We start from the raw sequence: 25,711 nt of genomic DNA, 5'->3' as shown, positions 1-25,711 counted from the left end.
ATCTAATTAGTTGTTACCCTAATCTTACGATTCAAACATTAAAATCAGATGAAAAACAAATAAAATAGGCATAAAAAAAGCTGTTCAATGCATTTTTTTATGCGTTGAACAGCTTCAAATTTTATCTAAATAGCCTATGATTAAACCGTCACCAATTTTGTTGGTTCTTCTGCATCCGTATCAAATAGATGAACATGCTCACCAACAAGGATGCCACAAGATTGTAAGGTTTGTGCGACACTCATACGTGCTAGCTCTTTCATATTATTATCTTTACTTAAATGTGAAAGATAAATATTGGTCGTCTTATCAAATACAACCTCACTCATTGCAATTGCTGCATCCTCATTAGACACATGTCCTACATCACTTAAAATACGACGTTTAATAGACCAAGGATAGCGTCCCATTTGTAGCATATTGACATCATGATTACTTTCAAAGACAAAAGAATCAGCGCCTCGAATAATTCCTTTCATACGATCACTGACATAGCCTGTATCTGTAATAATAACAAGCTTGCGATCATTTTCATGAAAAGTATAGAACATTGGATCTGCTGCATCGTGTGAAACAGCAAAGGATTCAACAGCTAAAGAACCAAAATGCTTCACTGTATCCATTTCAAATTCAAAACGTTGCTCTACAGGAATGTCCCCAATAAGCCCATCCATTGCCTGCCACGTTTTGGCGTTTGCGTAAATTGGTACATTATATTTCCGTGCCAGTACACCAATTCCTTTAATATGATCACTATGCTCATGTGTAACAAAGATACCACTGAGCTGCTTCATATTACGGTCGATTTTTGTAAATAACTGCTCCATCTTTTTCCCACTAAGACCCGCATCAACGATAAAAGCATGATCGTCATTCTCTACATAAATCGAATTCCCTGTACTGCCACTTGCTAAAACACTAAATCGCATTATTCAACTCCCCAGTCTTCTTCTTCGCTCTCTTGCTTGTCCTCCTGGATTTCGATGACTTTACCTTCTACTGCATTCACAAAGTACTCCTCTTTTGTCCCATCAGATAATTTCACTTGAACTTCCCATGTTGGCACCAATACCTGAGTACGTGTCAATTTTACAAGCGTTGAGTAGCCTAGTTTCATTTGTGTAATGCGAGAATCTGGCTTGAGCGGTCCTTTCGCATACAAAGTTTGAATAATTTGAAGTGGTGGAATAACGGTTTCCTGCTGTTCCATTTCTTCAATATTATCAATCATTGTTTGTTCATACATTGTTACTTCGTTATTAGCATTCCATTTTATTTTTAATGAACCACTATAATAGAACATTCGATTGTTTGTCTTTTGGAAAAAAATTGCGACTCGTTCTTCGCGGTCTACTTTCCATAAAGCATAAGATGCACCTTCAATGATGTTTGCCAGGGCAAAATCTGTAAAGCTTGCATCATCACTTACATTACGTAATTTAACAGGCCTCATAAAAATAACACGAGCCTTTGTATTATTATCATCCTTAAATTTAACTTGCTGGTTACTATTACTAAATTCGTCTGGTGTGAATTTATGCACTTGAGCTGTCATATACGAAGCAGTTTCAATATTATTTGGTAATGTGCCATACGTAATATTATCATCCTTTAAACGGGCTTCTATTGTTCTTTCACCCGGTACCTCAATATCTTTTGCTTCATTATAGCGATTGACATAAAGTGAATACAAGAAGATGTTCAGTATTAAAAAAACGAATATAAAAATAGATTTTGTTCTATTCCAATCCATTTTTAACACCTCCTAATACTTCAGGAGTCAGTTTAGTCCATGTACCATTACGAATAACAAACCAACAAGGTTCAAATATAAATATATTCTGTTCTTGATTTTGTGTTAAATAATAGCCTAAGACGATTTCATCGATATCAGACAGAGGAATACTGTTAGCGCTTTTTAATCTCTCTGCAATTTCCGCACCTGATGCCAATTCTTTGATTTCTTTCTCCAATGATATATCCATATCCAATGAGAAGTATGGACGCTTATAATGGAAAATTCGACTATCTCCCCAAATCGTTGTCATTCGTGTAATAACATGATTGCTATAGACAGGGAAACCTTGCAAATACATTTGATAGTCTATTTGATTTTTATTGGTATTGGATGCAGCATAGCGGAAATCTGCCGTAAATCCTCCATGCTCATTAATAAATTCAAAGCTATCCTTTAAAAGCTTGGATGGCTCGACTCTAATACTACTTTCAGCAGCAGGATAAACATAGTTTAATGATTTAAGATTTGTTTCTAAGGTCATTAACGACATACCATCTGTATATTTTTCAGAGGATGCACTTTCCACATTCCGCTGCACAATATTTGGATCTGTGAATAGCACATTTTTAAATAATTCTGGCGTAATATCCTCAATAAAATACGTATATTTTACAGATTCAATATTACTGTTCGCTAAATAAAGAGATGTATAGCCTTCTCTCTCTACTTCTTTAAAAACTTCATATTTTTTGGCAGGCTCTATGACTTCCTGTATAAATTGATTCATGTTTGGCACACTGACACGTGAGCGGAATAATGATTGGTTATTACCACTAATGTAATACAACATTAATTCTTTGCTATTGTAATTACTCCAATCTATAATCATACGATTGAACGTTGTTTCTGGTAATTCCTTATCAGTGAACTGAAAGGTTGTGTTAAAAGCTGAAAATGGAATCTCTCCTGTAAAAAATATTGTCATTCGATGATCTGCGCCAATAATTTGATTCACATAGTTTGCAGAAAGATTATTGTTTACAGGCACCAAATCTAAAACATTCCAGCCTTTAAAGACTTTCATCATATCTTTCATAGCTGCATTAGAAACTGTGCCTGTAAACTCTTCTTCAGAACGGAAAATAGCCTTGTATGGTCGAATAATATCCTCCATATCCTTTTGCGGCTTAATTAAAATTTCCTCTCCCTCTGTTTTTTCAATATATTTATAATCAGGTGTATAGGTCCAAATTAAAAAAGTTAAAATCACACTCAGCATAACAAGTAGAAATAATACAACAGATTTAACTGGCTCTATATATTTCATTCCCACTCACCTGCCTCACCAAATTCATCTGCATCATATGGTAATGTGAAGAAAATTGTTGTACCATGTCCTTCTTCACTTTCAGCCCAAATCTTACCGCCGTGTGCTTCAATCATTTCCCGCGCAATAGCTAGTCCCAAGCCTGTTCCTCCCATAGAACGAGCGCGTGCACGATCCACACGATAGAAGCGATCAAAAATACGGCCAACATTTTCTTTAGGAATACCCATGCCATCATCTGAAATCATGACTTTCAACATGTCATCCTGTCCCGTAAAGCCAAAGCGAATATTGCCACCATCTGGAGAATATTTAATAGCATTGGAAATGATATTATCAATAACTTGAGTGATTTTATCCGTATCAATTTCTACATAAAAGGAGGTTTCAGGGAATAATCGTTCAAAATGTACCTTGTCAGACTTGGACATTTCAAATCGGTCTATAATGCGGTTAAAGAATGAATTAAATAAGACAATATCTTTATTCAACTCGTAATCTGAACTATCCATTCTTGATAACTGCAGTAAATCATTTACTAGACGAATCATACGCTCTGTTTCGGTTTGTGTCACATTTAAAAACGTAGGAGCAATATTTTCATCTTTCCATGCACCATCTGCAAGTGCCTCTAAATAACTACGCATTGTTGTTAATGGCGTTCTTAACTCATGTGATACATTGGATACGAATTCCCGACGATCCATTTCAATCTTTTCTTGCTCTGTGATATCGTGCAAAACAGTAATCAGACCATTAATAAAGCCTGTTTCTTTTTGAATAACAGAGAAATTAGCACGTAGTATATAGGGAGCATCCGCTGTACTGAAGTTTAAATTCACAGCATCATTCATATGAATTAAGTCTTCAAAACTATATTCCTGATCAATCCCCAATACAGAGGCGATAGGACGCCCTAATGTAATATCTCTTGAAATATGCAGTAATTCCAATGCAGGGTCATTGATGAGAATAATACGTCCCTTACGATCTGTTGCAATTACACCATCTGTCATATTACTCAAAACTGAATCTAGCTTTCGACGTTCAGCTTCTGTGGTCGATTGTGCTTCCTGCAAACGGTTGGTTAGATGATTAAAGGTGATGGCTAGCTGGCCGATTTCATCTGTACCATATACACGTACCTTTCGAGAATAGTTCCCCTTCGCCATTGCCTGAGCCTGCTTTCGCATATCAGCAATAGGCTGTGTAATTGTTCTTGCCACAAGAATACCTAGGAAGATGGTAATGACCAAGGACATTGCCGTACCACCAAGGAAAATCTGATTAATATCATTCATTTGTTCAAAAACGGATTCAATATTGGCTTCAATATAGAGTACACCAATGATTTCATCATCTGGTCCTGCACCAGCACGAATGGGATTCGCTAAAACCCACACACGATTTCTCGTCTTATTGTCCAGCTTAATAATATCAAACAATGTTTCGGCAGATATCGCTCGACGTACAAGGTCAGTATTAGAGCGCTGACCTATTAAATTCTGGTTTTCAAGCTCAGATGTTGCAAGTATTCTTTGTCTATTGTCAATGACACGAATTTCTAAAATATCACCATTTGAAACATCCCTTAAACCAGTAGAAAACTCCATAACAATTGACTTTAGGCTCTCCTCTAGTTTAGGCATGCTTTCATCGCGTTCCTTTAAAATTTCCTCACGAAGACTATATTGCATCAAGTCAACTCGCTGAAAAATGGAATCTTGGAAGTTGCTCTTCAAATTTCTTTCTAACTCACGAGCGAAATAGATACCGATAATTTGTAAAGCAAGCAATATTAATAAAATATAAATCAGCACTAGTTTGACATGAATGGATTTAAAGAAGCTCACTTTCTGCATTCCTATTACTCCTGTTCAGGATTTCGTAAATAATAACCTACACCACGTCGCGTGACAATCCAAGCCGGATGACTAGGATTATCCTCAATTTTTTCACGTAAACGGCGAATTGTTACATCAACAGTTCGTACATCACCAAAGTAATCATAGCCCCATACTGTTTGTAGGAGGTGCTCCCGTGTCATTACTTGTCCAATATGTTTCCCTAAATAATGAAGTAACTCAAATTCTCGATGTGTCAATTCAATTGCTTCATCACGCTTCATTACTAAATAGGCATCTGGTTGAATAACAAGCGAACCTACGACAATCTCATTCGACTCTTCCTCAGCCTCTTCTGTAGCTGGAGCGACTACTTGTAAACGGCGCATATTGGCCTTTACACGTGCAATCAGCTCTCTTGTACTAAATGGCTTTGTGACATAATCATCTGCACCCATCTCTAATCCTAATACTTTATCAATTTCAGAGCCTTTAGCTGTTAGCATAATAATCGGAAAATCGTATTTTTTACGTACTTCTCTACAAACTTCCATGCCATCACGCTTTGGCAGCATAATATCTAAAAGCATTAAATCTGGTTGCTCTTCCTCTACTTTCTTTAATGCCTCATCACCATCATAAGCACAAATAACTTTATAGCCTTCTTTTATTAAATTAAATTGCAAAATATCTGCGATTGGTTTCTCATCATCAACAACTAAAATTGTTTTATTCATACATACTCTCCCTTTCGCTTCTTATCTATTCTTAAACAATGTGTATTTGTAAATTCACTACTCTTAACTCTATCATGCTTTCGGATTCTATGCATTAATCGATATTCAATCCCTCTAATACTGTGACAAAAAGCGATGTAATTCAACAATTATTTCTCGGGAAATAATAGAAAAAGACAGTCCATTATTCGGACTGCCTTCTATTCAACATGTTTTATCGGCCTACATAAGATAACGGATTTTCTAATGAACCGTTCTTTTCAACTTCAAAGTGCAAATGTGTACCTGTCGAATTTCCAGTGGAACCCATAATACCAATCACAGAACCTTTTTCCACTACTTGTCCGACTTCAACATTAATTGAAGATAAATGTCCATAAAGTGTTGTAAAACCATTATTGTGATTAATAACAATACGATTACCATAGGTGCCAGAAGTGCCAGCAGCAACAACTACACCATTATCAGCAGCTAAAATATTATAGTTACTTGGTCGAGCGATATCAATACCACGATGGAAGGCTCCCCAACGTTCACCCATACCACTTGAAATATAGCCCCCGACTGCTGGCCATGCAAATTCTCCAGTTCCACGTGAAGAAATAACCTTTGTACCAACTACTTCAATTTCATCTACTGGTTGTTGAAGTATTTTTTCCTCTAAGGCAACTTTTGATGTCTGTGTACCATTTTCAGATGTTAATGCATAAGTTGTTTCTTTTTTCCCATTAACACCTTCTTGCTTGATGACCTTTTCACCTTTATACATAGTAGGATCTTCTTCAATTACTTTTTTAAACGGAATGACTTCCGCAACTTTCTTTTCCTTTTTTACTTCAAGTGTCACAAATGGCTTTGCCACAGTAACATTTAATTCTTGTCCAATTTGTAAAACTGTATCTACTGTGATATCCGGATTTAGAGCTAGTAGTTCACTTGTTGTTAAATTATGTTTTTTAGCAACTGACCCTAACACGTCTCCTGATTCAATTTTATATGTTTCTTGCTCAAGATAACCTGTCATTAAAAACTTCACGGCTTGCTCAGGTGATAATATATCAGTGGGTGTCACTTTTTGTGATAACCCTGAAACTCCTTGTTTAAAGGAAACATTTAGAAGTCTAGACTCACCATCTTTTAATTCTGGTAGATTATTGCTAGCTTGGCGTTTTGATAAGTTATCTAATTCTTGCTGAGAAACATATTGTAGCTTTAACATTTGAACAGTTTTCTCATAAGCTTCCGTATTCTTTAGTGATACTACTGGTTTGTGATTTACTAATAATGTAAAGGCATCTGATTTGGCCACTAAAGATTGCTTAAGTTTTGATAATGTTTCTGCATCTTTTGTTTCATTTGTAAATACTTGTTCTGGGATTATTTTAACAGCTGAGCTAGCATCAATGGATAAACCTTTGAATTGCTGACTTGCCACTTTTTCTTTTGATGCAATTATTTCTTGAATTGCTTTCTCATCAGATACTGCACCAATATATTCATTCCCCACATATACGTGGTAAATTTTATTTAAGTTTTCTTTGTTATATTCCTTAGCAAATCCCATGTTAATCGTTAGGCTTGTCATTAAAACTACAATGATTGAAGCCTTTTTAAAAGAAGAAAAATTGTAGGTGAATCTATTGTTTTCTTCTTTTCTTTTCCAAAACGAATTCATCAATAAAGCCCCTTCCAACTTTACCCTACTGTAGGATGATTTACCCACAAGGATTTTTTGCACCCCTATAATGTACCATAAAGAAAATGACGTTTGAACGATTTCACTCTTTTGTAATGTAAATGTATTATTTATCTACTTATTGTTACATAGAATATATTTTATATAGTTTATAAATACTGTAATTTTATTCATATATTGGTTCTTAAAATTCAATTTAACTATCATCGGTATACTATTCTCAAATTTTTTCAAGTGAATTTTGACTTAATACTTTTTACTTTTTTAATATTCCGATAAAATATATATAGAAGGTACACTATTTGATTGGAGCGATTAAATTGAGTGATTCACAAACCTCTGAGATCACAACAAAGATGTTGAGACCTCAGAAAAATAGCATACGTAAAGTTTTTGCAAGAATTATTATGGTTTCGCTAGGCGCGATTATAATGGCATTGGGCTTGGAACTGTTTTTAGTACCCAACCACATTATGGATGGTGGCATCGTAGGTGTTTCCATTATCACATCTCATTTATTAAAATTACCCCTTGGTATTTTCATCTTCATTTTAAACTTACCTTTTATTTTTTTAGGCTATAAACAAATTGGTAAAACCTTTGCATTGTCCACAGGTCTAGGTATTACCGTACTCTCATTTTCAACACTCGCCTTACATAATATCCATCCATTTACGGAAGACACATTATTGGCAACAGTCTTTGGAGGAATGATTTTAGGAGTTGGTGTCGGAATTGTGATTCGTTATGGAGGTTCATTGGATGGAACTGAAATATTAGCTATTTTAGCTAATAGCAAAACACCTTTTTCAGTTGGAGAAATCATCATGTTCTTCAATATCATTATTTTTACGGTGGCAGGATTTATTTTTAATTGGGAGCAAGCCATGTACTCCATCATTGCATACTATATTGCCTATAAAATGATTGATATTGTTATTCAAGGATTGGAAGAATCTAAATCGGTTTATATCATAAGTGATGACATTGATGAAATTGGACAAACTATTATGGATCGACTTGGTCGTGGCGTTACTTTCCTTCACGGAGAGGGAGCTTATACGGGGAATGACAAGAAAGTCATATTTACCGTTATTACTCGTTTAGAAGAATCTAAATTGAAAACAATCGTCGCTGAAATAGATGACAATGCTTTTCTAGCCATCGGTAATATCGCCGAGGTAAAAGGTGGTCGCTTTAAGAAGAAAGATATTCACTAAAAAAGGGCATGCCGCATTTGGCACGCCCTTTTCATTTTATTTCATTATGCTTCCCAAACGTCCACTAACACGTTTGTTTGCTCACGTGCAGGTCCAACAGAGAAAGTAGCAATTTGAATGCCCGTTAGTTCGCTGATACGCTCCACATAGCGGCGTGCATTTTCAGGTAGCTCTTCTAAAGTTCTGCAGCTTGTTACATCCTCTGACCAGCCTGGAAGCTCCTCATAAATCGGCTCACATTGTTCAATAATATGAAGGTTTGCTGGATACTCTGTGATTGTTTCACCTTTATAGTTATAGGCTGTACAAATTTTTACTGTTTCTAAGCCCGATAAAACATCGATAGAGTTAAGAGCAAGATGAGTAATGCCACTTACACGGCGTGAGTGACGAACAACGACTGTGTCGAACCAGCCTACACGACGTGGACGACCTGTTGTTGTACCATATTCGCGACCAACCTCACGAATTTGTTGACCTACTTCATCGAACAACTCCGTTGGGAATGGCCCATCTCCTACTCGAGATGTATAGGCCTTAGATACACCAATAACGCTTGTTACGCGTGATGGCCCAACACCTGCACCGATTGCTACTCCCCCAGCAACAGGATTTGAAGATGTTACATATGGATACGTACCTTGATCGACATCAAGTAAAATTCCTTGTGCACCTTCGAATAGCACTTTACCGCCCTCATCAAGGACATCGTTCAAAATTTTAGACGTGTCCGTAACATACTTAGCAATTTCTTGTCCGTAACCATAGTATTCCTCGAAAATTTCTTCGAATGTTACGCCTTCAACTTCATAGAATTTCTCAAATAACTTATTTTTAATGGCTAAATTATGACGTAGTTTTTCCTCAAAGATTTCCTTATCAAGTAAGTCAGCCATACGGATCCCAATACGTGCTACTTTATCTTGATAACAAGGTCCAATACCTTTACAAGTTGTGCCGATTTTATTGTCTCCACGACTTTCTTCATCCGCAATATCTTGTTTAATATGATAAGGCAAAATCACATGTGCACGATTAGAAATACGTAGATTATCTGTATTAATACCACGCTCTTGTAAACCTTTAAGCTCTGTTACTAATGATTTTGGATTCACAACTAATCCATTACCAATTACTGAAGTTTTATCTTTATAGAAGATCCCTGATGGAATTAAATGTAATTTATAAGTTTCACCATCAATTTTAATGGTATGTCCTGCATTATCTCCACCGGCAAAACGAGCGATGGCATCGGCTTTGTGCGAAAGGAAATCTGTAATTTTACCTTTTCCTTCGTCTCCCCACTGTGTTCCTACAACTACTACTGATGTCATAATCAGCACCTCCGTTAGATACCTTTGTATCTCAATTTTCAAGCCTCAATTATTGTAACAATGATAGAAACAACTCGTCAATAAAAAATAGCGAAAAAACACGAACATAAAATCAAAAAATCTGATTCAACGTTCGTGTTTAATAACAGAATGGTATGAATATTATCGAACATTCAGATTAATTTAATCTAAGGGTAATATTTCATTACTAATAGGCAACTTATCTGAATGACGAGTAACTTGACTAATCACGTGGCGGTGGAGGTGGCATTTGTGACCAATCCACATTAATGAATTTATTGAATTCTTTTTTAAAGGCCAATGTAACAGTTCCTGTTGGACCATTACGTTGTTTCGCAATGATAATTTCGATCATATTTTTATTCTCAGATTCTTTATCGTAATAATCATCACGGTATAAAAACGCAACAATATCAGCATCTTGCTCAATACTTCCCGATTCACGTAAGTCACTCATCATTGGCCGTTTATCTTGTCGTTGCTCAACACCACGAGATAACTGTGATAACGCAATAACAGGTACCTTTAATTCACGGGCTAATCCCTTTAAGGAACGAGAAATCTCTGATACCTCTTGCTGACGGTTTTCTCCTGGCTTGCCGCTCCCCTGAATCAACTGTAAATAATCAATTAAGATCATTCCTAGTCCATTCTCCTGAGCTAAACGACGACATTTTGCACGGATTTCATTGATACGTACACCTGGAGTATCATCAATAAAAATCCCTGAATTCGATAAACTACCCATTGCCATAGTTAGTTTACCCCAATCTTCTGTAGTTAAAGCACCTGTACGTAAAACTTGTGCATCTATATTTCCTTCTGCACAAAGCATACGCATGACCAGTTGCTCTGCACCCATCTCTAAAGAAAAGATTGCAACATTTTCACGAGCTTGTACAGCAACACTTTGCGCAACATTCAATGCAAAGGCTGTTTTCCCTACAGATGGACGAGCAGCAACAATGATTAAATCGTTACGTTGAAAGCCTGCAGTAATGTTATCTAAATCACGGAAGCCAGTCGGGATACCCGTTACTTCTCCCTTTTGTGATTGCAGTTGCTCAATATTATCGAAAGTTTCCACTAGCACATCTTTAACATGCTTAAAGTCACCTGCATTCTTTCGATTGGCAACCTCCATCATTTTCTTCTCTGCCTCGCCTAATAATGCCTCTACTTCGTCTTCACGGGTATAGCCGTCCTCGACAATTTTCGTAGCCACTCGAATCAATCGACGTAAGAGGGCCTTTTCCTCAACGATTTTGGCATAATGAGCGACATTGGCAGCTGTAGGGACAGCATTGGCGAGCTCTAGTAAATAAGAAAGCCCGCCAACGTCCTCAATCTCTTTTTTAGCTGATAATTCTTCTGTAACTGTTACAACATCTATCGCTTTTCCTTGATCACTCAAGCGCAACATCGTTTCGAAAATTTTCTTATGGGCATTTAAATAAAAATCATCTGCCAATAAAATTTCTGATGCTGTTATTAATGCCTGTGGCTCAAGGAAGATAGCACCGATAACCGATTGCTCCGCCTCCCGGTTATGCGGTGGAACGCGGTCCATCATCGGTTCACTCATGGATTGTCGCTCCTTATTCTTCCGTTACATGTACTTTTAACGTTGCTGATACTTCATGATGTAGTTTTACAGGAACATTTGTAAAGCCAAGTGAACGAATCCCATCAGGTAAAGTCATTTTACGTTTGTCAATTTTAATGCCGTGCACTTTTTGTAATGCATCAGCAATTTGCTTTGTAGATACTGAGCCAAATAAGCGGCCACCATCACCTGATTTTGCTTTTAGCTCAACTGTTAGTGCTTCTACTTTTTCCTTTAATGCTTGTGCTTCAGCTAATTCGGCAGCAGCATTTTTGGCCTCTAATTTCTTTTGCCCCTCTATTTGGCTTAAAGCTTGCGCATTTGCTTCCGCTGCATAGCCATTCTTGATTAAGAAATTTTGTGCATAGCCATCAGCTACGTTTTTAATTTCACCTTTTTTTCCTTTTCCTTTAACGTCTTTTAAAAATACTACTTTCATTAGTCAGAACTCCCTTCAAAGACCTCATTTATGGCCTCTTCTAAATGTTTTTTCACACCATCGATGGATTTAGCATCTATTTGGCAGGCAGCATTCGTTAAATGTCCACCGCCGCCAAGCCTCTCCATAATTAGCTGTACATTGACCTCGCCAAGTGATCGTGCACTTATACCAATTTTGCCATCTGCCCGATGTGCAATGACAAAGGATGCACTAACATCCTTCATCGTTAGTAATATATCGGCTGTTTGCGCAATTAAGACAGAGTCATACACTTTTGATTCCTCACCTACAGCAACAGCTACTCCTGGTTTTACGAACTTAACTGTTTGCACAATTTTGGAGCGCTCTATATATGTGTCCACGTCCTCCTTCAAGAGACGTTGGACCAATACTGTATCGGCACCATTTGTTCGTAAGTAAGAAGCTGCTTCAAATGTACGTGCTCCTGTTCGAAGTGTAAAGCTTTTGGTATCAACGATAATACCCGCTAGTAATGCAGTAGCTTCTAGCATATTAATTTTTGCACGCTTCGGCTGATATTCTAGTAACTCTGTCACTAGCTCTGCTGTGGACGACGCATATGGCTCCATATAAACGAGTGTAGGATTTTCAATAAAGTCCTCACTTCGACGATGATGGTCGATTACAACCACCTTTTCAGCTAATTTCAATAGGTGTGCATCAATTACTAAATTCGGCTTATGTGTATCAACAATAACGAGCAACGATTTCTCAGTCATTTTACCAGCGGCTTCCTCTGGTGTAAGGAAATTTTCATAGAAATCTGATTTACTCTCTATTTCATTCATTAATCGTGTAACGCTACCATTTAATTCATCAAAATTGATAATGACATAACCCTTTACATCATTCATTTGTGCCATTTTCCGTACACCTACAGAAGCACCAATGGAGTCCATGTCAGGATTTTTATGTCCCATAACAAACACTTGGTCACTGTCTTGAATTAAATCGCGTAACGCATGTGAAATAACGCGCGCTCTAACACGTGTACGTTTTTCGACTGGATTTGTTTTTCCACCATAGAATTTAAGTTTTCCAGTAGGTTGCTTTATCGCCACTTGGTCTCCACCCCGTCCTAATACAAGATCAAGACTGGATTGTGCCAACTCACCAAGCTCCACTAATGAGGATGATCCAGCTCCTACACCAATACTTAATGTTAATGATAAATTCTTTTGAGCTGTTTTTTCTCGAATTGTATCTAATATAGCAAATTTTTTCTTTTCTAGCTCCGTTAAAATGGATTCATTTAATACTGCTAAGAAACGATCTGATGATATTCGTTTGACAAATACACCATGCTCTGCAGCCCATTCATTGACAATTGAAGTAACCATTGTGTTGGTTAAACTACGTGGTTGATCGTCCATGGCTTGCGTGATTTCATCGTAATTATCGACAAACAATATAGCTATTACTGTACGGTCTGCATAGTATTGCTTTTCAATGGCAATCTGTTCAGTTATATCAAAGAAATACAGTAGTCGTTCCTCTTTTTTATAATAAACACGATATTTCCTATCACGTAGTGTAATCGTCGCCTCATTAGTCTCCTCGGTCTTCATTAATACATAGATGTCATCAGATATATTTACAATACCTTCTCCAACTAATGATTCCATATTTAAAATGCCTTGCATATATGGATTAGACCATTCGATTTCATACTGCTCATTAACCAGCAGTATCCCAATTGGCATTTCAAGCAGTGCCTCTTCCCCTACTTTTTTCATACGGAAGGAGATAGATTCAATGTGCTTTTCTGTTTCCTCAAAAGCTATCTTCTCTACTTTCCATGTGTAGGCCATCAGTAAAACAAAACCTACACCATAACCGATACCTATCCCGATATTCCAAATACATAGAAGCACGAACGTCACAGTTCCAAATATGGAAAGAACAAAAAGCGGATAGCGAATTGGTCGTTTTCTAAATGTCCCCATTACAATCAGCCCCTTATTCTTTAGTCTTCCCCTTTACAAGTGAACGTACGTCAAAACCTAAATCAACAATACCGAGTAAGATCATAAAGGATGATAATGGAATTGCTAATAAAGTTGCTACCCATTTAACTCCATTTGGCATCCCCTTTTTAGAGATAAAATAATGGATAAAAGATATTCCTTGTAAAATCAGTAACAACCATAAAATATAAGAAACATTTAATACAATAATATCTAGCGTAGAGCCAGCCTCAGGACGCATGAATAAATTAATACATAAAACAATCATGTAATACCATAAAATAGAGCGTGGTAATCTCATATTTTGGAATGGAGCAAATTTTGGAACATCTACCCCTAGTCGTTTTAGAGCTGGTAAATTGACTGTAATGATAATAAATGCAGCAAAAAATGCTGAGATTGTTATCGTTGCAGGCATAGTCAGTTCAATTGTTTTAAACATTGCCTCAAGTTGCTCTGGATTAATGGCTACTTGGCCTGTTACATTCTTCGCAAATTCATTAGATTGCTCATAATTTTTACGTGCCATCTCTAAACTCATGCTTATGAAGTCAATCCCTGAAAGCTTTACATAAGCAACATAAACAATTGCCATCGAAAGGAGATTAGCAATCCCCGTTGACATAAATAAATAAAGCTTACTCTTCTTCAAATAAATGGCGTTACCCATAACGACACCTACTAGCCCTAAAATAAAGGCAAATGGCAGCATGGATATTCCACTCGTTATAGTGGTTAGGATACAGCCTACTATTGCTACGAGTATTGATGTGGAACGCTTGTAATTTGCGCTATACCAAGCAATCGGTAGTGGAGCGAATAATAAAGCTACTATAAAGATGAATGGTACATATGCAGAAATTAGCATCAAAATTGTAAAAAGTGCAACCATCATTGAGCCTTGTACAAGCGCTTTTGTTTGATTATTCGGCATTGAAAACCTTCCTTTTTTTCAGTCAAACTTACTACCCTTTATTGTACCATTTTTTCATAGTATTGAACAAAAATCACTTAGATCACTATGTACATTGTCATTATTTTTTCAATTTTAATTCGAACTTTTACCTAAGTAGCTGATAATTTTCTTTTTAACCATAACAAAAAACCAGCATACCCGATACGAATATCGTAATATGCTGGTAGTTAAAATTGATGTAAGGTCAGTTACCTTAACGTCATCAATCTTATTTATCTTCTGCTACGAATGGAAGTAATCCCATGATACTAACTAATTTAACTAAATTCAACATAAATTCCGTACCCAACAATACTACCAAGAGTAATAAGTATCCTCGTCAATGTTTGGTTTCTAATCTATCCTGTAGATTTTTCTACTAGTTCTTCTTTTCTCCAGTTAACTTAGTTCTTTGTACAGTAGTATTACATCTCGATTATTTTAATTAAGCTTTAATGAAATAGAATTTGATTTTAAAGAATTTGATTCTTGAGTTACAGCAATATCTTGTTGTTCAGAGCTTCCATCTGTATATTTTACAATGACTTTGATTATTATGTCGTCATCTATTACCAAATTGCCATCATGAGGAATTGCAATTGAATATTGATATTTATCCTGTTCATTATACTCAACTGTATAGGTATTTCCAATTTCCTTTGTACCGTTGTATATATCTGAACCAGGCGAACTTCCAATCATAAATATCTTTTCTGATAATAACCAGTCTTTGTCTGCATATTCTTTAGCTGTAAGTGTAACATCCTCTATAAACTTGCCTTTGCTAATGGTATAAGTGACTGAGTCGATATGTTCTCCACTTATATTTAGCATAAGCTTTGTAAAGATTAAATTACCTACATCTCCAGTTATATCAGTTGTACTACCTCTAGCTTCAGTTGATAATTCAAAAGTAGCTTTATCTGATGAAAGTTTGGTATTTGGCTGATTCCCATCATCACTCAATGCATAAGCTGTGATTGTAAAATTTGCGACTTGAAAGTTTCCATTATTATTGAAAAACGGAATACCTATCATAATTAACAATAGGAATCCAAATGCACAAGCTACAGAAATCCGCCTTTTAAAATTTTTCTTTTCTATAATATTGCAATTCTTTTTCACACGATTTTTCATAGTTTTTGGCATTTCAATAGTATTAACAGCTTCTTTAATCTTATCAAAGTTCATCATTCATTCTCCTTTCGATATTTTTCTCGAATAAGCTCTCTTCCACGTTGTAATCGCTTTTTAACTGCTGAAGTAGTAATGCCAAGTATTTTTGCTATTTCATCTACTTTATAGCCCTCTACATAATAAAGTAACAAGACAATCTTATGTTTATTTGGCAATCTCATAAGATGTTCAATTAAACCATAGTTTTCATCATCCTTACAATATAGTTGTAAATCATTGATATCCATATGTTTACGAATAATATTGTACCTTCTCATATTCTTGCAGCGATTTGTAGCAATAGTAATCAACCATGCTTTCTCATGTTCTGAATCGTTAAATGGTGGAGATTTAGTTAGATAGGTAATAAAAGTGTCTTGTACGACATCCTCTGCATCATTCTCATTGCATAGAATAACAAGACACATTCTAAAAAGCATATTTCCATATTTATCAACAATTCGTTCTATATCTAGTTCGTTCGACCAAACTAATTGTTGCAACATCCATCAACTCCTTTCACTTATAACACACATTAAGTTACCATTTGGTGACATTTTAAATAAAATAATTTTAGAAAATAATCTTACCTAAAAACTAATCGATGCAAAAAAATTGGAAAAATATTTTCCAATAGTCTTCTATCCGAATCTAATCTTATTATATTGTGTAATTAGAATGTCATTTTAGGTACCTATCGTTGATACTTTGCTATATCTATCGTTCTCTTAAATAAAACAAGCCCACCGAATAGGTGAGCTTGAAATAATTTTACATTTGATAATTTATTCAACCCAAGCAGATATGATCCACTGAATGCTTCATAATAATAGGTTGCTGGTACATTGCTGTGAGTTGAATAAGTTTGAGGAGAAGGGGTATCCACGTCCTTATAAAGATAGAAACCGAAAGGAGAGATTGAGTCATCTGGACAATCATCTCCTGCTAAAGATAGATTTACTTCCCCAACAATATTAGTTTCAAATTTCTCGCTTTTTTTCCTTTATAGTAACAATATTTGAGAAAACAGTATAAATAAAAAAAAGCACCACAAAGGTTATGAAAACCTTGTTGTGCTTTTATTAATAAATAAATCTTATTTATCTTCTGCTACGAATGGAAGTAATCCCATGATACGAGATACTTTGATAGCTGAAGTTAATTTACGTTGGTACTTTGCACTTGTGCCAGTTACGCGACGTGGTAAAATTTTACCGCGCTCAGAGATGAATTTTTTTAATAAATCTACATCTTTGTAGTCGATGTGCGTAATATTGTTTGAAGTGAAGTAGCAAACTTTACGGCGTTTGCGGCCTCCGCGACGTGGTGCCATAGTGTGTCTCCTCCTTATCTTTTTTTATCATTTAGAAGCATTAGAATGGAAGATCATCCTCAGATACTTCTATTGGCCCTTTGCTATTCGCAAATGGATCCTCATCTACACGTGTATAATTCGGCTGATTCATAGGTGGTTGATTTTGCTGATACGAATCGCCGCCATAGGAACCCTGCCCTGGCATAGCGCCACCAAACTGTTGTTGTGGTTGACCACCGCCATATGACGGTTGGTTATTACCGTAAGTTTGTCCACCATATTGAGGAGCAGGAGCACCGCTACCATTACGGGGTTCTAAAAACTGTACGCTATCCGCCACGACATCTGTTGTGTATACTCGCTTACCATCTTGTCCTTCATAACTGCCTGTCTGGATACGACCTTCTACCCCAATTAAACTTCCTTTTCGCATGAAGTTCGCTAGGTTTTCAGCCTGTTTACGCCAAGCAACACAGCTAATGAAATCAGCTTCGCGTTCACCTTGTTGATTTGAGAATGCACGGTTTACAGCTACTGTAAATCTTGTAGACGCAACTCCATTCGGTGTATAACGTAGCTCAGGATCTTTTGTTAGTCTTCCAACTAATACGACACGGTTAATCATCAGAATACAACCTCCTTTTCAGCGTTTTGTAAAAAATTAATTATTAAGCTTCTTCGCGAACTGCAATGTGGCGAATGATGTCTTCGCTGATGTTAGCAAGACGTGTATACTCGTTGATTGCATCTGAAGTAGCGTTTACTTTTACGATTTGGTAGTAACCTTCGCGGAAGTCTTGAATTTCATAAGCTAAGCGGCGTTTGCCCCACTCTTTTGATTCGATGACTTCTGCACCGTTAGAAGTTAACATTTCGTTGAAACGTTCAACTAAAGCTTTCTTCGCTTCGTCTTCAATGTTCGGACGTACGATGTACATTAATTCGTATTTTCTCATCTGTTTACACCTCCTTATGGACTTAGGCTCTCCTAATTAAGGGAGCAAGGAGCAAGTAATTAATTATTACTCACATCAATGAATTGTAACATATAGGTACATGTCTTTCAAGTCACAAACTAATAATTCGTTATATAATGGCAGTATATTTCATTATCTATGAAAGGAGTGCCTTCATGTTAACCAACGATAAGGAGCCTATCGTTATCGAATTAGATTTAAAGAAGTTAATGATCGACAATTTTGTGATTACAAGTGGTCTTGTCATATTATTTATTGCCATTCAATATATTTGCTTTAAAGATTTCCATTTTTCTTTTTGGAAGATGATTGGTGGCACAGCACTATTTGTTGTGCTGTATATAATTTTTATTATCCTACACGAGGCTTTTCATTTAATTGGCTTTATGATTTTTGGCAGAGTTCCCTTTAAAGCTTTAAAATATGGCATAAATTTAGAGCAAGGTATTGCCTATGCAACTACTGAGCAACCTCTCCCCAACCATGCTATGAAAAAAGCTTTATTACTGCCATTCTGGACGACTGGAGTACTTCCAACCATTGTTGGGTTTTATCTTAACAGTACTGTTTTAATATTGATAGGGGCGGTGTTAATAGCTGGAGCTGTAGGCGATTTTGCCATGTATAAAGAGCTACGTAAATATCCACGTAATGCTATCGTACAGGATGATTCTAAATTACCAAAGCTGTATGTTTATCTATTGCAGGAAAAGGATCATCATTAAAATAAGACTACATAATTAAATAGAATCTGTAGATTAGAAATGAACAACTACAGATTCTATTTATACTTTAAGGAGTTAAAAATCCATGCTGGGCTGCTGTATATAAATTTCTCCAAATACGGTTAATCGTAGATGTTTCTGTAATAGCATCCATACCAAGACAGCGTATTAAATTATTCGCTATCTCTAAGCAAGCAGCAGCTATATCCTTAGCCAATTGAGTAAATTGTGATAATTCCTCTTCCGTTAATTGTTCACCTTTTTGATGCTGTTGCCAAAAGACAGATAATGTTGCATAAAACTGTTCCTCGCATTGCTTGAAACGTTTATGCTGCTGCATCCATAAAAATTGGAAGGCTCCAATTCGCTCAGTTCTGCTTCCATCATGATTTCGTTGCTTCATTAAAGCAAAAGCTTCTTCTAAAAAATTCTCTGTCATCCCAAGACAAACGCCTAAAAAAGAAGCCTCTGCAAAAGTGGTAAATGGAAAGCTATGTACTGAATTGCCATAATCATTTCTGATGACCCCTAATTGAAAAGTAGCTTCCTGTGGTACCCAAACATTGTTTACACGGATTGTATGACTAGCTGTTGCCTTTAAACCCATTGCAGACCAATCATTCAAAATTTCTACATCATGTGGATTTACTGAGCAGCTAATAATTTTTTCGGTTTTGATACCATCTTCTTCAATTAAACAATTCATCGTAAATGTTGATGCATAATTAGAACCACTACAATACTTCCATTGCCCTGTTACATAATAGCCTCCAATTGTTTTTACAGCTATCCCTGTTGGATATCCACTACCTGCTATAACTGCTTCTTTAGGAGAATAGATTTTTTCACAAATTTCCTTACTGAATGTTGGAATAAATGCGTTTCCACCTGTACCAATAGTAATGAGCCATCCAAAATTGCCATCAAGTGCAGACATCTGTTGAAATATCTTTACACCTTCTATTAAATTTAAATCCATACCACCTAATTCTCTTGGAGTGAACAATTTGAATAATCGTTGTTCATAAATATAATCTAAGACATCTTGTGGTAGCATCCCCAGTTGCTCAAACTCTAAACCACGTTCCTTAATTTGCACAGGATTCATTCATAAGTCGCCTCCATACATTAAAAATTCTGATAACTAAGCAATCGAAAAAGGGCAACCATTTTAGATTGCCCTTGTAAGTTTTTTATACATTAAAGCGGAATAACATAATATCGCCATCTTGTACTTCATATTCTTTACCTTCAAGACGTACTTTACCAGCTTCCTTAGCCGCTGCTTGCGAACCTGCCTCAAGAAGATCATCATATGCCACTGTTTCTGCACGAATAAAGCCGCGCTCAAAGTCAGTATGAATAATACCTGCACATTGAGGTGCCTTCATTCCTTTACGGAACGTCCAGGCACGTACCTCTTGTACACCTGCAGTGAAGTAAGTAGCTAGTCCTAATAAGTCATAAGAAGTACGAATTAGTTGATCTAAACCAGATTCTTTAATTCCTAATTCTTCTAAGAACATAGCTTTTTCTTCATCATCTAACTCAGAAATTTCTTCTTCGATTTTTGCACAAATAGTAATGACCTGTGCACCTTCAGCGGATGCATATTCACGTACTTTTTTCACATACTCGTTGTTGTCTGCATCTGCTACTTCATCTTCTGAAACGTTTGCTACATAAAGCATTGGTTTTATTGTTAGCAGATGAAGACCTTTAATTACCTTCAATTCATCATCTGATAGCTCAGCTGCTCTAGCTGGTTTACCGTTTTCTAGTTGCTCTTTAATTTTTAGAAGCACTGGCTCTTCTATCATAGCCTCTTTATCTTTTTGTTTCGCCATTTTGCTAACTCGTTGTAAACGTTTATCCACAGATTCTAAGTCAGCTAGTGCAAGCTCTAGATTAATAACTTCAATATCGTCAATTGGATCTACTGCGCCAGAAACGTGAGTAATGTTTTCGTCTACAAAACAACGTACTACCTGACAAATTGCGTCTACTTCACGAATATGAGCTAGGAACTTATTTCCTAATCCTTCACCCTTGGAAGCACCTTTAACAATTCCAGCGATATCTGTAAATTCAAATGCAGTTGGCACAGTTTTTTTCGGTACCACTAATTCTGTTAATTTATCTAAACGTGCATCAGGTACTTCAACTATACCAACGTTTGGATCGATCGTTGCGAATGGATAGTTTGCAGCCAATGCGCCCGCTTTTGTTATTGCGTTAAATAATGTTGATTTTCCAACGTTAGGTAAACCAACGATTCCAGCTGTTAATGCCATGGATGGACACAACCTTTCTATACTCAGTTCAAATTTTCTCTCATATAACCTTATCTATTATATTGATTCACTTAGAAAAAGTCTAATATGCCTGATGTTACAACTCTTCCGCAGAAAACAAAACCTTTTTCATTTTTTTCTCAAATTCACGACGTGGAATCATGACACTATGCTGACATCCTTCGCATTTGATACGTACATCCGCCCCCATACGAATAATTTTCCATTTATTAGTACCGCATGGATGTTGTTTTTTCATTTCAACAATATCGTTTAAACCAAATTTTTTTGCCTCCATCTTACACACTTCTCCCCTCATCTTTGCCATAGAACATCATTTTTGGATAGACCATTGGTATATTATTTTCTTCAAAGAGTTTCGTAATATCGCGGCGTATGGTACGTGCTACTCCATATTGTTGCTGCGGTAATGTTTCAGCAGCTATACGAATGGTTACTTCTGTCCCTTTCACATTTTGCACACCTAGAAATACCGGAGCTGCAATTAATTCTTTATGCATCTTAGGCAATGTCTCTAAATACTTATTAATAACCCCTTCTGCTTTCTCAAAATCAGCATCCGTGGCCATTTGTAAATCTATAAAAATTTTGGAGTTGTTAACAGAATAATTGACGACTTCGCCTATGGCACCATTGGGAATGATGAACTGTTCACCAGTAGCACCATTAATTTTTGTTGTACGTAAGCCAATTTCTACAACTGTACCTTCTGCAGCATTTATTTTTATATAATCGCCTACACCAAACTGGTCTTCAAAAATAATAAAGAATCCAGTAATAACATCCTTTACTAAGCTTTGAGCACCAAAACCTATTGCTAAACCAACAATTCCTGCACCCGCTAATAAACCTGCTACCTTTATATTTAAGGAAGAAAGTATACCAATGATTGCAGAGAAATAAACGACATAGGAAATCACGCTTTGTAATAATCTTGAAATTGTTCGTTGGCGTCGCTCTGAGTGGCTCAATGGTGAACGCATACGGATTAAAAACACCTTTTTAATAAATTTTTTACCTAATCTTACAGCGATCCACGATACTAATAGAATGAGCAAAATTTCTATAGATGCATCAATAACCTTTTCCCAAAGATCCTCAGATGTGAGCTTGTCCCAGTATTTTTCCATTAACTTTTTATTCTTTTCCATCATTACCACCTCTTGAATAACTTGCTAAAAATTTGCGTATACTGCATAAAAATTGAGCACTTCTAAAAATAAAAAGAAAGTGAGTTTTTTTATGAATACTATACCAAATTTGTTACTACCTTATTCCCTTCATCATGAGAGTAAAAATGCTGTTTGGCAATTAAGTACATTATTTTTAGAACATATACCGTTTCATCATGAAAGACTAATTTTTTGTTGTATTGGCAGTGACCGATGTACGGGTGATACACTTGGTCCATTAACTGGTAGCTTTTTAAAAAAATCTGTTAGCTTTCCTTATGAAATTGTCGGTTCCTTAGAAGACCCTTTACATGCTCTAAACCTAGATTCTACAATGCAACAGCTACACAATCATACTACAAAACCATTCATTATTGCGATTGATGCCTGTCTCGGCAGTGAGCAAAATGTTGGTCATATTTCAGTTCAAAGTGGACCCATTTTCCCTGGAAAAGCTGTAAAAAAAGAATTACCCCCAATTGGAGACATTTCCGTGAAAGGAATCGTCAATATTGGAGGCTTTATGGAAATGCTTGTTTTACAAAATACCAGACTTCATATTTCTTATGCAATGGCTGAAAAGCTATCAAGAGCATTATTACTGGCTGCTCATCGTTATTCACTAAAAAATGTAGAAGATAGCCACCATAATACCAACAATGACGATACCTGGAAGCAAGTTAGCAGCTTTGATCTTAGCTAAGCCTGCAATGTTTAACCCTATTGCCATAATCATAACCCCGCCAACAGCTGTCATTTCTGTAATGAACATTTGTAGTGCGGCATCAGGGATAAAGGAACTTATAACACCTGCAAAAAGAGCTATTAATCCTTGATAAACAAAGACAGGTACAGCGGATAGCATTACACCTATACCTAATGTCGAGGCTAGAATAATGGATGTAAATCCATCTATTAATCCTTTAGTAATGAGTACATTATGATCATTACGAAGACCACTATCAAGAGCACCTATAACAGCCATTGATCCTACAACAAAAATTAGTGAGGCAGTTACAAAGCCCTCTGCTATGCTAATTTGATTTTGGTCATCCCGTTTTGTACGAAATAAACTCTCTACCCATTTACCTAGACGATTCATTTGTTTATCTAAATCTAACCACTCACCTATTACTGTACCTACCACTAAACTTACTACCAATATAATAAAATTATCACTTTCAAAGCCCATTTTTATCCCTAATAATGTGACGGCTAAACCAATAATAGAAAGAACCGTAGATTTCATAGATTCAGGGAGATTTTTAAAAATGCGCCCTACTAATGCTCCTACTATAATTAACACAGCATTTATTAATGCCCCTAGTAATACCACACTTAAGCCTTCTTTCTCTCTAAAAAATAGAGAGCGCCTATTTGCTTGGCGCTCTGATTAAGTTATAGAAATATTATTTTATTCTTCCTGTATGTTTAATATTTCCAATATTCGTTCTAAATCATCTTCAGAATAAAATTCAATTTCTATTTTCCCTTTATTGCTTGTTTTCTTTATTTGAACATTTGTTCCAAAGTAGTCTCGTAATTGTGACTCCTTTGCAGTTACAAAGATATCTTTTTTCTTAGGAGGGATTGTTTCACGTGAAACTTCTTCATTTAAGTTTTGCACTAATAATTCAACTTGACGTACGTTCAATCCTAGATTTATTACCTTATTAGCCACTTCTGATATTCTTCTTTTATTTTTTAAGCCGAGTAATGCCCGTCCCTGCCCCATCGATAGAGTTCCATCATTCATCAATTTACGTACATCTTCTGGTAATGCCAGTAGTCGAACGTGATTGGCAATATGTGGTCTACTTTTTCCTAATCGCTTCGATAACTCTTCCTGAGTTAAATGTAAGTTTTCCATTAAACTCTGATAGGCTTCTGCTTCTTCAATAACAGTTAAATCCTCACGTTGGAGGTTTTCTAAAATAGCAAGCTCCATCATTTGTGCATCTGATAGCTCTTTTATAATGACAGGAATAACCTCGAGGCCAGCTAATAGACAAGCTCTGTAACGACGCTCTCCCGCAACAATTTCAAACTTGCGTGCTTTTTTACGCACAGCAATTGGCTGTAAAATTCCATGTTCTTTAATAGAATCAGCTAATTCTTGTAAACTTTCTTCATCGAAAATTTTACGTGGCTGAAATGGGTTCGCAACAATTAAATCTAATTGGATTTCTTCCACTTGACCACTGTGTTCTAAAGACTCTCCTGGAAATAATGCCCCAATACCCTTTCCTAAACCTTTAGCCATTTTTAATCACTTCCCTCGCCATCTCTAAATAAACTTCTGCACCTCTAGATTTTGCATCATAAGTGATGATTGGTTGACCATGACTTGGTGCCTCACTTAATCGCACATTACGGGGGATTATTGTTTTATATACTTTATCTTGGAAATATTTTTTCACTTCCTCAATAACTTGTAAGCCTAAGTTTGTGCGTGCATCTAGCATTGTTAATAAAACGCCATCGATGTAAAGTTGTTGATTCAAATGCTTTTGAACGAGGCGAACTGTTGATAGTAATTGACTTAACCCTTCCAATGCATAATATTCACATTGTACAGGAATAATAAGCGCATCTGAAGCTGTTAACGCATTGATTGTTAAAAGCCCTAAAGATGGTGGACAGTCAATAATTATATAATCGAAATCCTCTTTCACATTTTGTAAAGCATGTTTTAAACGTACTTCTCTGGAAATAGTCGAAACCAATTCAATTTCTGCACCTGCAAGTGAGATTGTTGCTGGCACGATAGATAAATTTTCAACATTTGTTTTTTGAATGACATTTTGAACATCTTCATCATCAATGAGCACATCATAAATACAACCCTGTATTTCTCCTTTATTAATACCAAGTCCACTTGTTGTATTCCCCTGCGGATCAGTATCAATTAAAAGCACTTTCTTACCTAAGTATGCTAGGCAAGCGCTCAAATTGACCGAAGTTGTTGTTTTACCTACGCCACCCTTTTGATTGGCGATTGCTATAATTCTACCCATTTAAAAGCACCTGCTTTCATCTATCAAAGTTTACTTTGACAAATCATTTGTAAAATCACTATTTAATCCGCTATCTAACTTTCATTCTATCAAAAAATTTGAAGAG

The 25,711-nt window shown here is 36.2% G+C and carries 26 protein-coding genes; 3 read left to right on the top strand and 23 right to left on the bottom strand.

The genetic code is table 11. The features are described from left to right. Positions 1-140 precede the first annotated feature (140 nt). The 6 genes from ACHZEU_RS13765 to ACHZEU_RS13740 all read right to left on the bottom strand — a co-directional run bounded on the left by ACHZEU_RS13765 (position 141) and on the right by ACHZEU_RS13740 (position 7,321). A complete protein-coding gene (locus ACHZEU_RS13765) occupies positions 141-929 on the bottom strand; it encodes an MBL fold metallo-hydrolase (protein ID WP_048395252.1) in 789 nt (262 codons plus the stop codon). Continuing rightward, the gene (locus tag ACHZEU_RS13760) at positions 929-1,753 is read right to left on the bottom strand and encodes a two-component system regulatory protein YycI (RefSeq protein ID WP_313870826.1); all 825 of its coding nucleotides are present in this window, start codon (positions 1,751-1,753) and stop codon (positions 929-931) included. The genes ACHZEU_RS13765 and ACHZEU_RS13760 overlap by 1 nt, the downstream gene beginning before the upstream one ends. After that, positions 1,740-3,065 (bottom strand): two-component system activity regulator YycH, encoded by a 1,326-nt coding sequence (locus tag ACHZEU_RS13755; protein ID WP_313870827.1) that lies wholly within the window; start codon positions 3,063-3,065, stop codon positions 1,740-1,742. The genes ACHZEU_RS13760 and ACHZEU_RS13755 overlap by 14 nt, the downstream gene beginning before the upstream one ends. Further along, on the bottom strand, positions 3,062-4,927 hold the full coding sequence (gene walK, locus ACHZEU_RS13750) for a cell wall metabolism sensor histidine kinase WalK (protein WP_313870828.1): 1,866 nt from the start codon (positions 4,925-4,927) through the stop codon (positions 3,062-3,064). The genes ACHZEU_RS13755 and walK overlap by 4 nt, the downstream gene beginning before the upstream one ends. 5 nt (positions 4,928-4,932) lie before the next feature. Continuing rightward, positions 4,933-5,646 carry a response regulator YycF gene (gene yycF / locus ACHZEU_RS13745; protein WP_221682462.1) on the bottom strand — a complete coding sequence of 238 codons (714 nt, stop codon included), beginning with the start codon at positions 5,644-5,646 and terminating at the stop codon, positions 4,933-4,935. A gap of 214 nt (positions 5,647-5,860) precedes the next feature. Then, complete coding sequence (locus ACHZEU_RS13740; protein ID WP_066038354.1) at positions 5,861-7,321, bottom strand: peptidoglycan DD-metalloendopeptidase family protein; 1,461 nt, start codon at positions 7,319-7,321, stop codon at positions 5,861-5,863. A 377-nt stretch (positions 7,322-7,698) separates the two neighbouring features. On the opposite strand from ACHZEU_RS13740, the gene ACHZEU_RS13735 reads away from it, so the two are divergent. Then, positions 7,699-8,562 carry a YitT family protein gene (locus tag ACHZEU_RS13735; protein WP_181574674.1) on the top strand — a complete coding sequence of 288 codons (864 nt, stop codon included), beginning with the start codon at positions 7,699-7,701 and terminating at the stop codon, positions 8,560-8,562. A gap of 44 nt (positions 8,563-8,606) precedes the next feature. Here ACHZEU_RS13735 and ACHZEU_RS13730 read toward each other — a convergent pair whose 3' ends face one another. From ACHZEU_RS13730 to rpsF, 10 genes are all read right to left on the bottom strand, one after another. Further along, positions 8,607-9,896: an adenylosuccinate synthase gene (locus ACHZEU_RS13730; protein ID WP_004233375.1), complete on the bottom strand. Its 1,290-nt coding sequence runs from the start codon at positions 9,894-9,896 to the stop codon at positions 8,607-8,609. Between the two features lie 244 nt (positions 9,897-10,140). Continuing rightward, complete coding sequence (dnaB, locus tag ACHZEU_RS13725) at positions 10,141-11,502, bottom strand: replicative DNA helicase (RefSeq protein ID WP_004233370.1); 1,362 nt, start codon at positions 11,500-11,502, stop codon at positions 10,141-10,143. A 13-nt stretch (positions 11,503-11,515) separates the two neighbouring features. Next, the gene (rplI, locus tag ACHZEU_RS13720; protein WP_004233368.1) at positions 11,516-11,962 is read right to left on the bottom strand and encodes a 50S ribosomal protein L9; all 447 of its coding nucleotides are present in this window, start codon (positions 11,960-11,962) and stop codon (positions 11,516-11,518) included. Further along, positions 11,962-13,932: a DHH family phosphoesterase gene (locus tag ACHZEU_RS13715; protein WP_004233367.1), complete on the bottom strand. Its 1,971-nt coding sequence runs from the start codon at positions 13,930-13,932 to the stop codon at positions 11,962-11,964. Before ACHZEU_RS13715 ends, rplI begins: the two co-directional genes overlap by 1 nt. 13 nt (positions 13,933-13,945) lie before the next feature. Next, positions 13,946-14,887, bottom strand: coding sequence for a YybS family protein (locus tag ACHZEU_RS13710; RefSeq protein WP_066038355.1), 942 nt, complete (start codon positions 14,885-14,887; stop codon positions 13,946-13,948). A 462-nt stretch (positions 14,888-15,349) separates the two neighbouring features. After that, complete coding sequence (locus ACHZEU_RS13705) at positions 15,350-16,099, bottom strand: hypothetical protein (protein WP_279493524.1); 750 nt, start codon at positions 16,097-16,099, stop codon at positions 15,350-15,352. Beyond that, a complete protein-coding gene (locus ACHZEU_RS13700) occupies positions 16,099-16,590 on the bottom strand; it encodes an RNA polymerase sigma factor (RefSeq protein WP_016992318.1) in 492 nt (163 codons plus the stop codon). Before ACHZEU_RS13700 ends, ACHZEU_RS13705 begins: the two co-directional genes overlap by 1 nt. A 590-nt stretch (positions 16,591-17,180) precedes the next feature. Continuing rightward, on the bottom strand, positions 17,181-17,417 hold the full coding sequence (gene rpsR, locus ACHZEU_RS13695) for a 30S ribosomal protein S18 (RefSeq protein WP_004233359.1): 237 nt from the start codon (positions 17,415-17,417) through the stop codon (positions 17,181-17,183). 40 nt (positions 17,418-17,457) lie between these two features. Continuing rightward, a complete protein-coding gene (gene ssb, locus ACHZEU_RS13690; protein WP_048395233.1) occupies positions 17,458-18,024 on the bottom strand; it encodes a single-stranded DNA-binding protein in 567 nt (188 codons plus the stop codon). A 43-nt stretch (positions 18,025-18,067) separates the two neighbouring features. Beyond that, a complete protein-coding gene (gene rpsF, locus ACHZEU_RS13685; RefSeq protein ID WP_016992320.1) occupies positions 18,068-18,355 on the bottom strand; it encodes a 30S ribosomal protein S6 in 288 nt (95 codons plus the stop codon). Between the two features lie 176 nt (positions 18,356-18,531). On the opposite strand from rpsF, the gene ACHZEU_RS13680 reads away from it, so the two are divergent. After that, the gene (locus tag ACHZEU_RS13680; protein ID WP_048395231.1) at positions 18,532-19,101 is read left to right on the top strand and encodes a DUF3267 domain-containing protein; all 570 of its coding nucleotides are present in this window, start codon (positions 18,532-18,534) and stop codon (positions 19,099-19,101) included. A 67-nt stretch (positions 19,102-19,168) separates the two neighbouring features. Here ACHZEU_RS13680 and ACHZEU_RS13675 read toward each other — a convergent pair whose 3' ends face one another. From ACHZEU_RS13675 to ACHZEU_RS13660, 4 genes are all read right to left on the bottom strand, one after another. Continuing rightward, on the bottom strand, positions 19,169-20,209 hold the full coding sequence (locus ACHZEU_RS13675; protein WP_048395228.1) for an acyl-CoA dehydrogenase: 1,041 nt from the start codon (positions 20,207-20,209) through the stop codon (positions 19,169-19,171). A gap of 85 nt (positions 20,210-20,294) precedes the next feature. Then, complete coding sequence (gene ychF / locus ACHZEU_RS13670; RefSeq protein ID WP_016994923.1) at positions 20,295-21,395, bottom strand: redox-regulated ATPase YchF; 1,101 nt, start codon at positions 21,393-21,395, stop codon at positions 20,295-20,297. A 97-nt stretch (positions 21,396-21,492) separates the two neighbouring features. Then, positions 21,493-21,693 carry a DUF951 domain-containing protein gene (locus tag ACHZEU_RS13665; RefSeq protein WP_103119043.1) on the bottom strand — a complete coding sequence of 67 codons (201 nt, stop codon included), beginning with the start codon at positions 21,691-21,693 and terminating at the stop codon, positions 21,493-21,495. Position 21,694: 1 nt separating this feature from the next. After that, complete coding sequence (locus ACHZEU_RS13660; RefSeq protein ID WP_048395224.1) at positions 21,695-22,567, bottom strand: mechanosensitive ion channel family protein; 873 nt, start codon at positions 22,565-22,567, stop codon at positions 21,695-21,697. A 91-nt stretch (positions 22,568-22,658) separates the two neighbouring features. On the opposite strand from ACHZEU_RS13660, the gene yyaC reads away from it, so the two are divergent. Further along, a complete protein-coding gene (gene yyaC, locus ACHZEU_RS13655; RefSeq protein ID WP_048395222.1) occupies positions 22,659-23,291 on the top strand; it encodes a spore protease YyaC in 633 nt (210 codons plus the stop codon). Here yyaC and ACHZEU_RS13650 read toward each other — a convergent pair. From ACHZEU_RS13650 to ACHZEU_RS13640, 3 genes are all read right to left on the bottom strand, one after another. Continuing rightward, positions 23,211-23,924, bottom strand: a complete 714-nt coding sequence (locus tag ACHZEU_RS13650; RefSeq protein ID WP_048395220.1) for a DUF554 domain-containing protein — start codon at positions 23,922-23,924, stop codon at positions 23,211-23,213. The genes yyaC and ACHZEU_RS13650 overlap by 81 nt on opposite strands. A gap of 78 nt (positions 23,925-24,002) precedes the next feature. Then, positions 24,003-24,851, bottom strand: coding sequence for a ParB/RepB/Spo0J family partition protein (locus ACHZEU_RS13645; protein ID WP_048395218.1), 849 nt, complete (start codon positions 24,849-24,851; stop codon positions 24,003-24,005). Further along, positions 24,844-25,605 carry a ParA family protein gene (locus ACHZEU_RS13640; RefSeq protein ID WP_048395216.1) on the bottom strand — a complete coding sequence of 254 codons (762 nt, stop codon included), beginning with the start codon at positions 25,603-25,605 and terminating at the stop codon, positions 24,844-24,846. Before ACHZEU_RS13640 ends, ACHZEU_RS13645 begins: the two co-directional genes overlap by 8 nt. Between the last annotated feature and the right edge of the window lie 106 nt (positions 25,606-25,711).

The organism is Lysinibacillus sp. S1, assembly GCF_044986265.1.
Classification (GTDB): Bacteria; Bacillota; Bacilli; order Bacillales_A; family Planococcaceae; genus Lysinibacillus; species Lysinibacillus capsici.
Note: the sequence above shows the minus strand (reverse complement) of the source record. Positions and strands in the feature narration are given on the sequence as shown.

Excerpts from the sequence above, each read along its gene's own strand:
- ACHZEU_RS13760 (WP_313870826.1), bottom strand. The coding sequence starts at position 1,753 with ATGGATTGGAATAGAACAAAATCTATTTTTATATTCGTTTTTTTAATA.
- ACHZEU_RS13640 (WP_048395216.1), bottom strand. The coding sequence starts at position 25,605 with ATGGGTAGAATTATAGCAATCGCCAATCAAAAGGGTGGCGTAGGTAAA.
- ACHZEU_RS13730 (WP_004233375.1), bottom strand. The coding sequence starts at position 9,896 with ATGACATCAGTAGTAGTTGTAGGAACACAGTGGGGAGACGAAGGAAAA.
- ACHZEU_RS13645 (WP_048395218.1), bottom strand. The coding sequence starts at position 24,851 with ATGGCTAAAGGTTTAGGAAAGGGTATTGGGGCATTATTTCCAGGAGAG.
- ACHZEU_RS13675 (WP_048395228.1), bottom strand. The coding sequence starts at position 20,209 with ATGAATCCTGTGCAAATTAAGGAACGTGGTTTAGAGTTTGAGCAACTG.
- ACHZEU_RS13755 (WP_313870827.1), bottom strand. The coding sequence starts at position 3,065 with ATGAAATATATAGAGCCAGTTAAATCTGTTGTATTATTTCTACTTGTT.
- rpsF (WP_016992320.1), bottom strand. The coding sequence starts at position 18,355 with ATGAGAAAATACGAATTAATGTACATCGTACGTCCGAACATTGAAGAC.
- ACHZEU_RS13765 (WP_048395252.1), bottom strand. The coding sequence starts at position 929 with ATGCGATTTAGTGTTTTAGCAAGTGGCAGTACAGGGAATTCGATTTAT.
- ACHZEU_RS13665 (WP_103119043.1), bottom strand. The coding sequence starts at position 21,693 with ATGGAGGCAAAAAAATTTGGTTTAAACGATATTGTTGAAATGAAAAAA.
- ACHZEU_RS13740 (WP_066038354.1), bottom strand. The coding sequence starts at position 7,321 with ATGAATTCGTTTTGGAAAAGAAAAGAAGAAAACAATAGATTCACCTAC.
- ychF (WP_016994923.1), bottom strand. The coding sequence starts at position 21,395 with ATGGCATTAACAGCTGGAATCGTTGGTTTACCTAACGTTGGAAAATCA.
- ACHZEU_RS13710 (WP_066038355.1), bottom strand. The coding sequence starts at position 14,887 with ATGCCGAATAATCAAACAAAAGCGCTTGTACAAGGCTCAATGATGGTT.
- ACHZEU_RS13660 (WP_048395224.1), bottom strand. The coding sequence starts at position 22,567 with ATGGAAAAGAATAAAAAGTTAATGGAAAAATACTGGGACAAGCTCACA.
- ssb (WP_048395233.1), bottom strand. The coding sequence starts at position 18,024 with ATGATTAACCGTGTCGTATTAGTTGGAAGACTAACAAAAGATCCTGAG.
- walK (WP_313870828.1), bottom strand. The coding sequence starts at position 4,927 with ATGCAGAAAGTGAGCTTCTTTAAATCCATTCATGTCAAACTAGTGCTG.
- ACHZEU_RS13700 (WP_016992318.1), bottom strand. The coding sequence starts at position 16,590 with ATGTTGCAACAATTAGTTTGGTCGAACGAACTAGATATAGAACGAATT.
- ACHZEU_RS13705 (WP_279493524.1), bottom strand. The coding sequence starts at position 16,099 with ATGAACTTTGATAAGATTAAAGAAGCTGTTAATACTATTGAAATGCCA.
- ACHZEU_RS13715 (WP_004233367.1), bottom strand. The coding sequence starts at position 13,932 with ATGGGGACATTTAGAAAACGACCAATTCGCTATCCGCTTTTTGTTCTT.
- yyaC (WP_048395222.1), top strand. The coding sequence starts at position 22,659 with ATGAATACTATACCAAATTTGTTACTACCTTATTCCCTTCATCATGAG.
- dnaB (WP_004233370.1), bottom strand. The coding sequence starts at position 11,502 with ATGAGTGAACCGATGATGGACCGCGTTCCACCGCATAACCGGGAGGCG.
- yycF (WP_221682462.1), bottom strand. The coding sequence starts at position 5,646 with ATGAATAAAACAATTTTAGTTGTTGATGATGAGAAACCAATCGCAGAT.
- rpsR (WP_004233359.1), bottom strand. The coding sequence starts at position 17,417 with ATGGCACCACGTCGCGGAGGCCGCAAACGCCGTAAAGTTTGCTACTTC.
- ACHZEU_RS13735 (WP_181574674.1), top strand. The coding sequence starts at position 7,699 with ATGTTGAGACCTCAGAAAAATAGCATACGTAAAGTTTTTGCAAGAATT.
- rplI (WP_004233368.1), bottom strand. The coding sequence starts at position 11,962 with ATGAAAGTAGTATTTTTAAAAGACGTTAAAGGAAAAGGAAAAAAAGGT.
- ACHZEU_RS13680 (WP_048395231.1), top strand. The coding sequence starts at position 18,532 with ATGTTAACCAACGATAAGGAGCCTATCGTTATCGAATTAGATTTAAAG.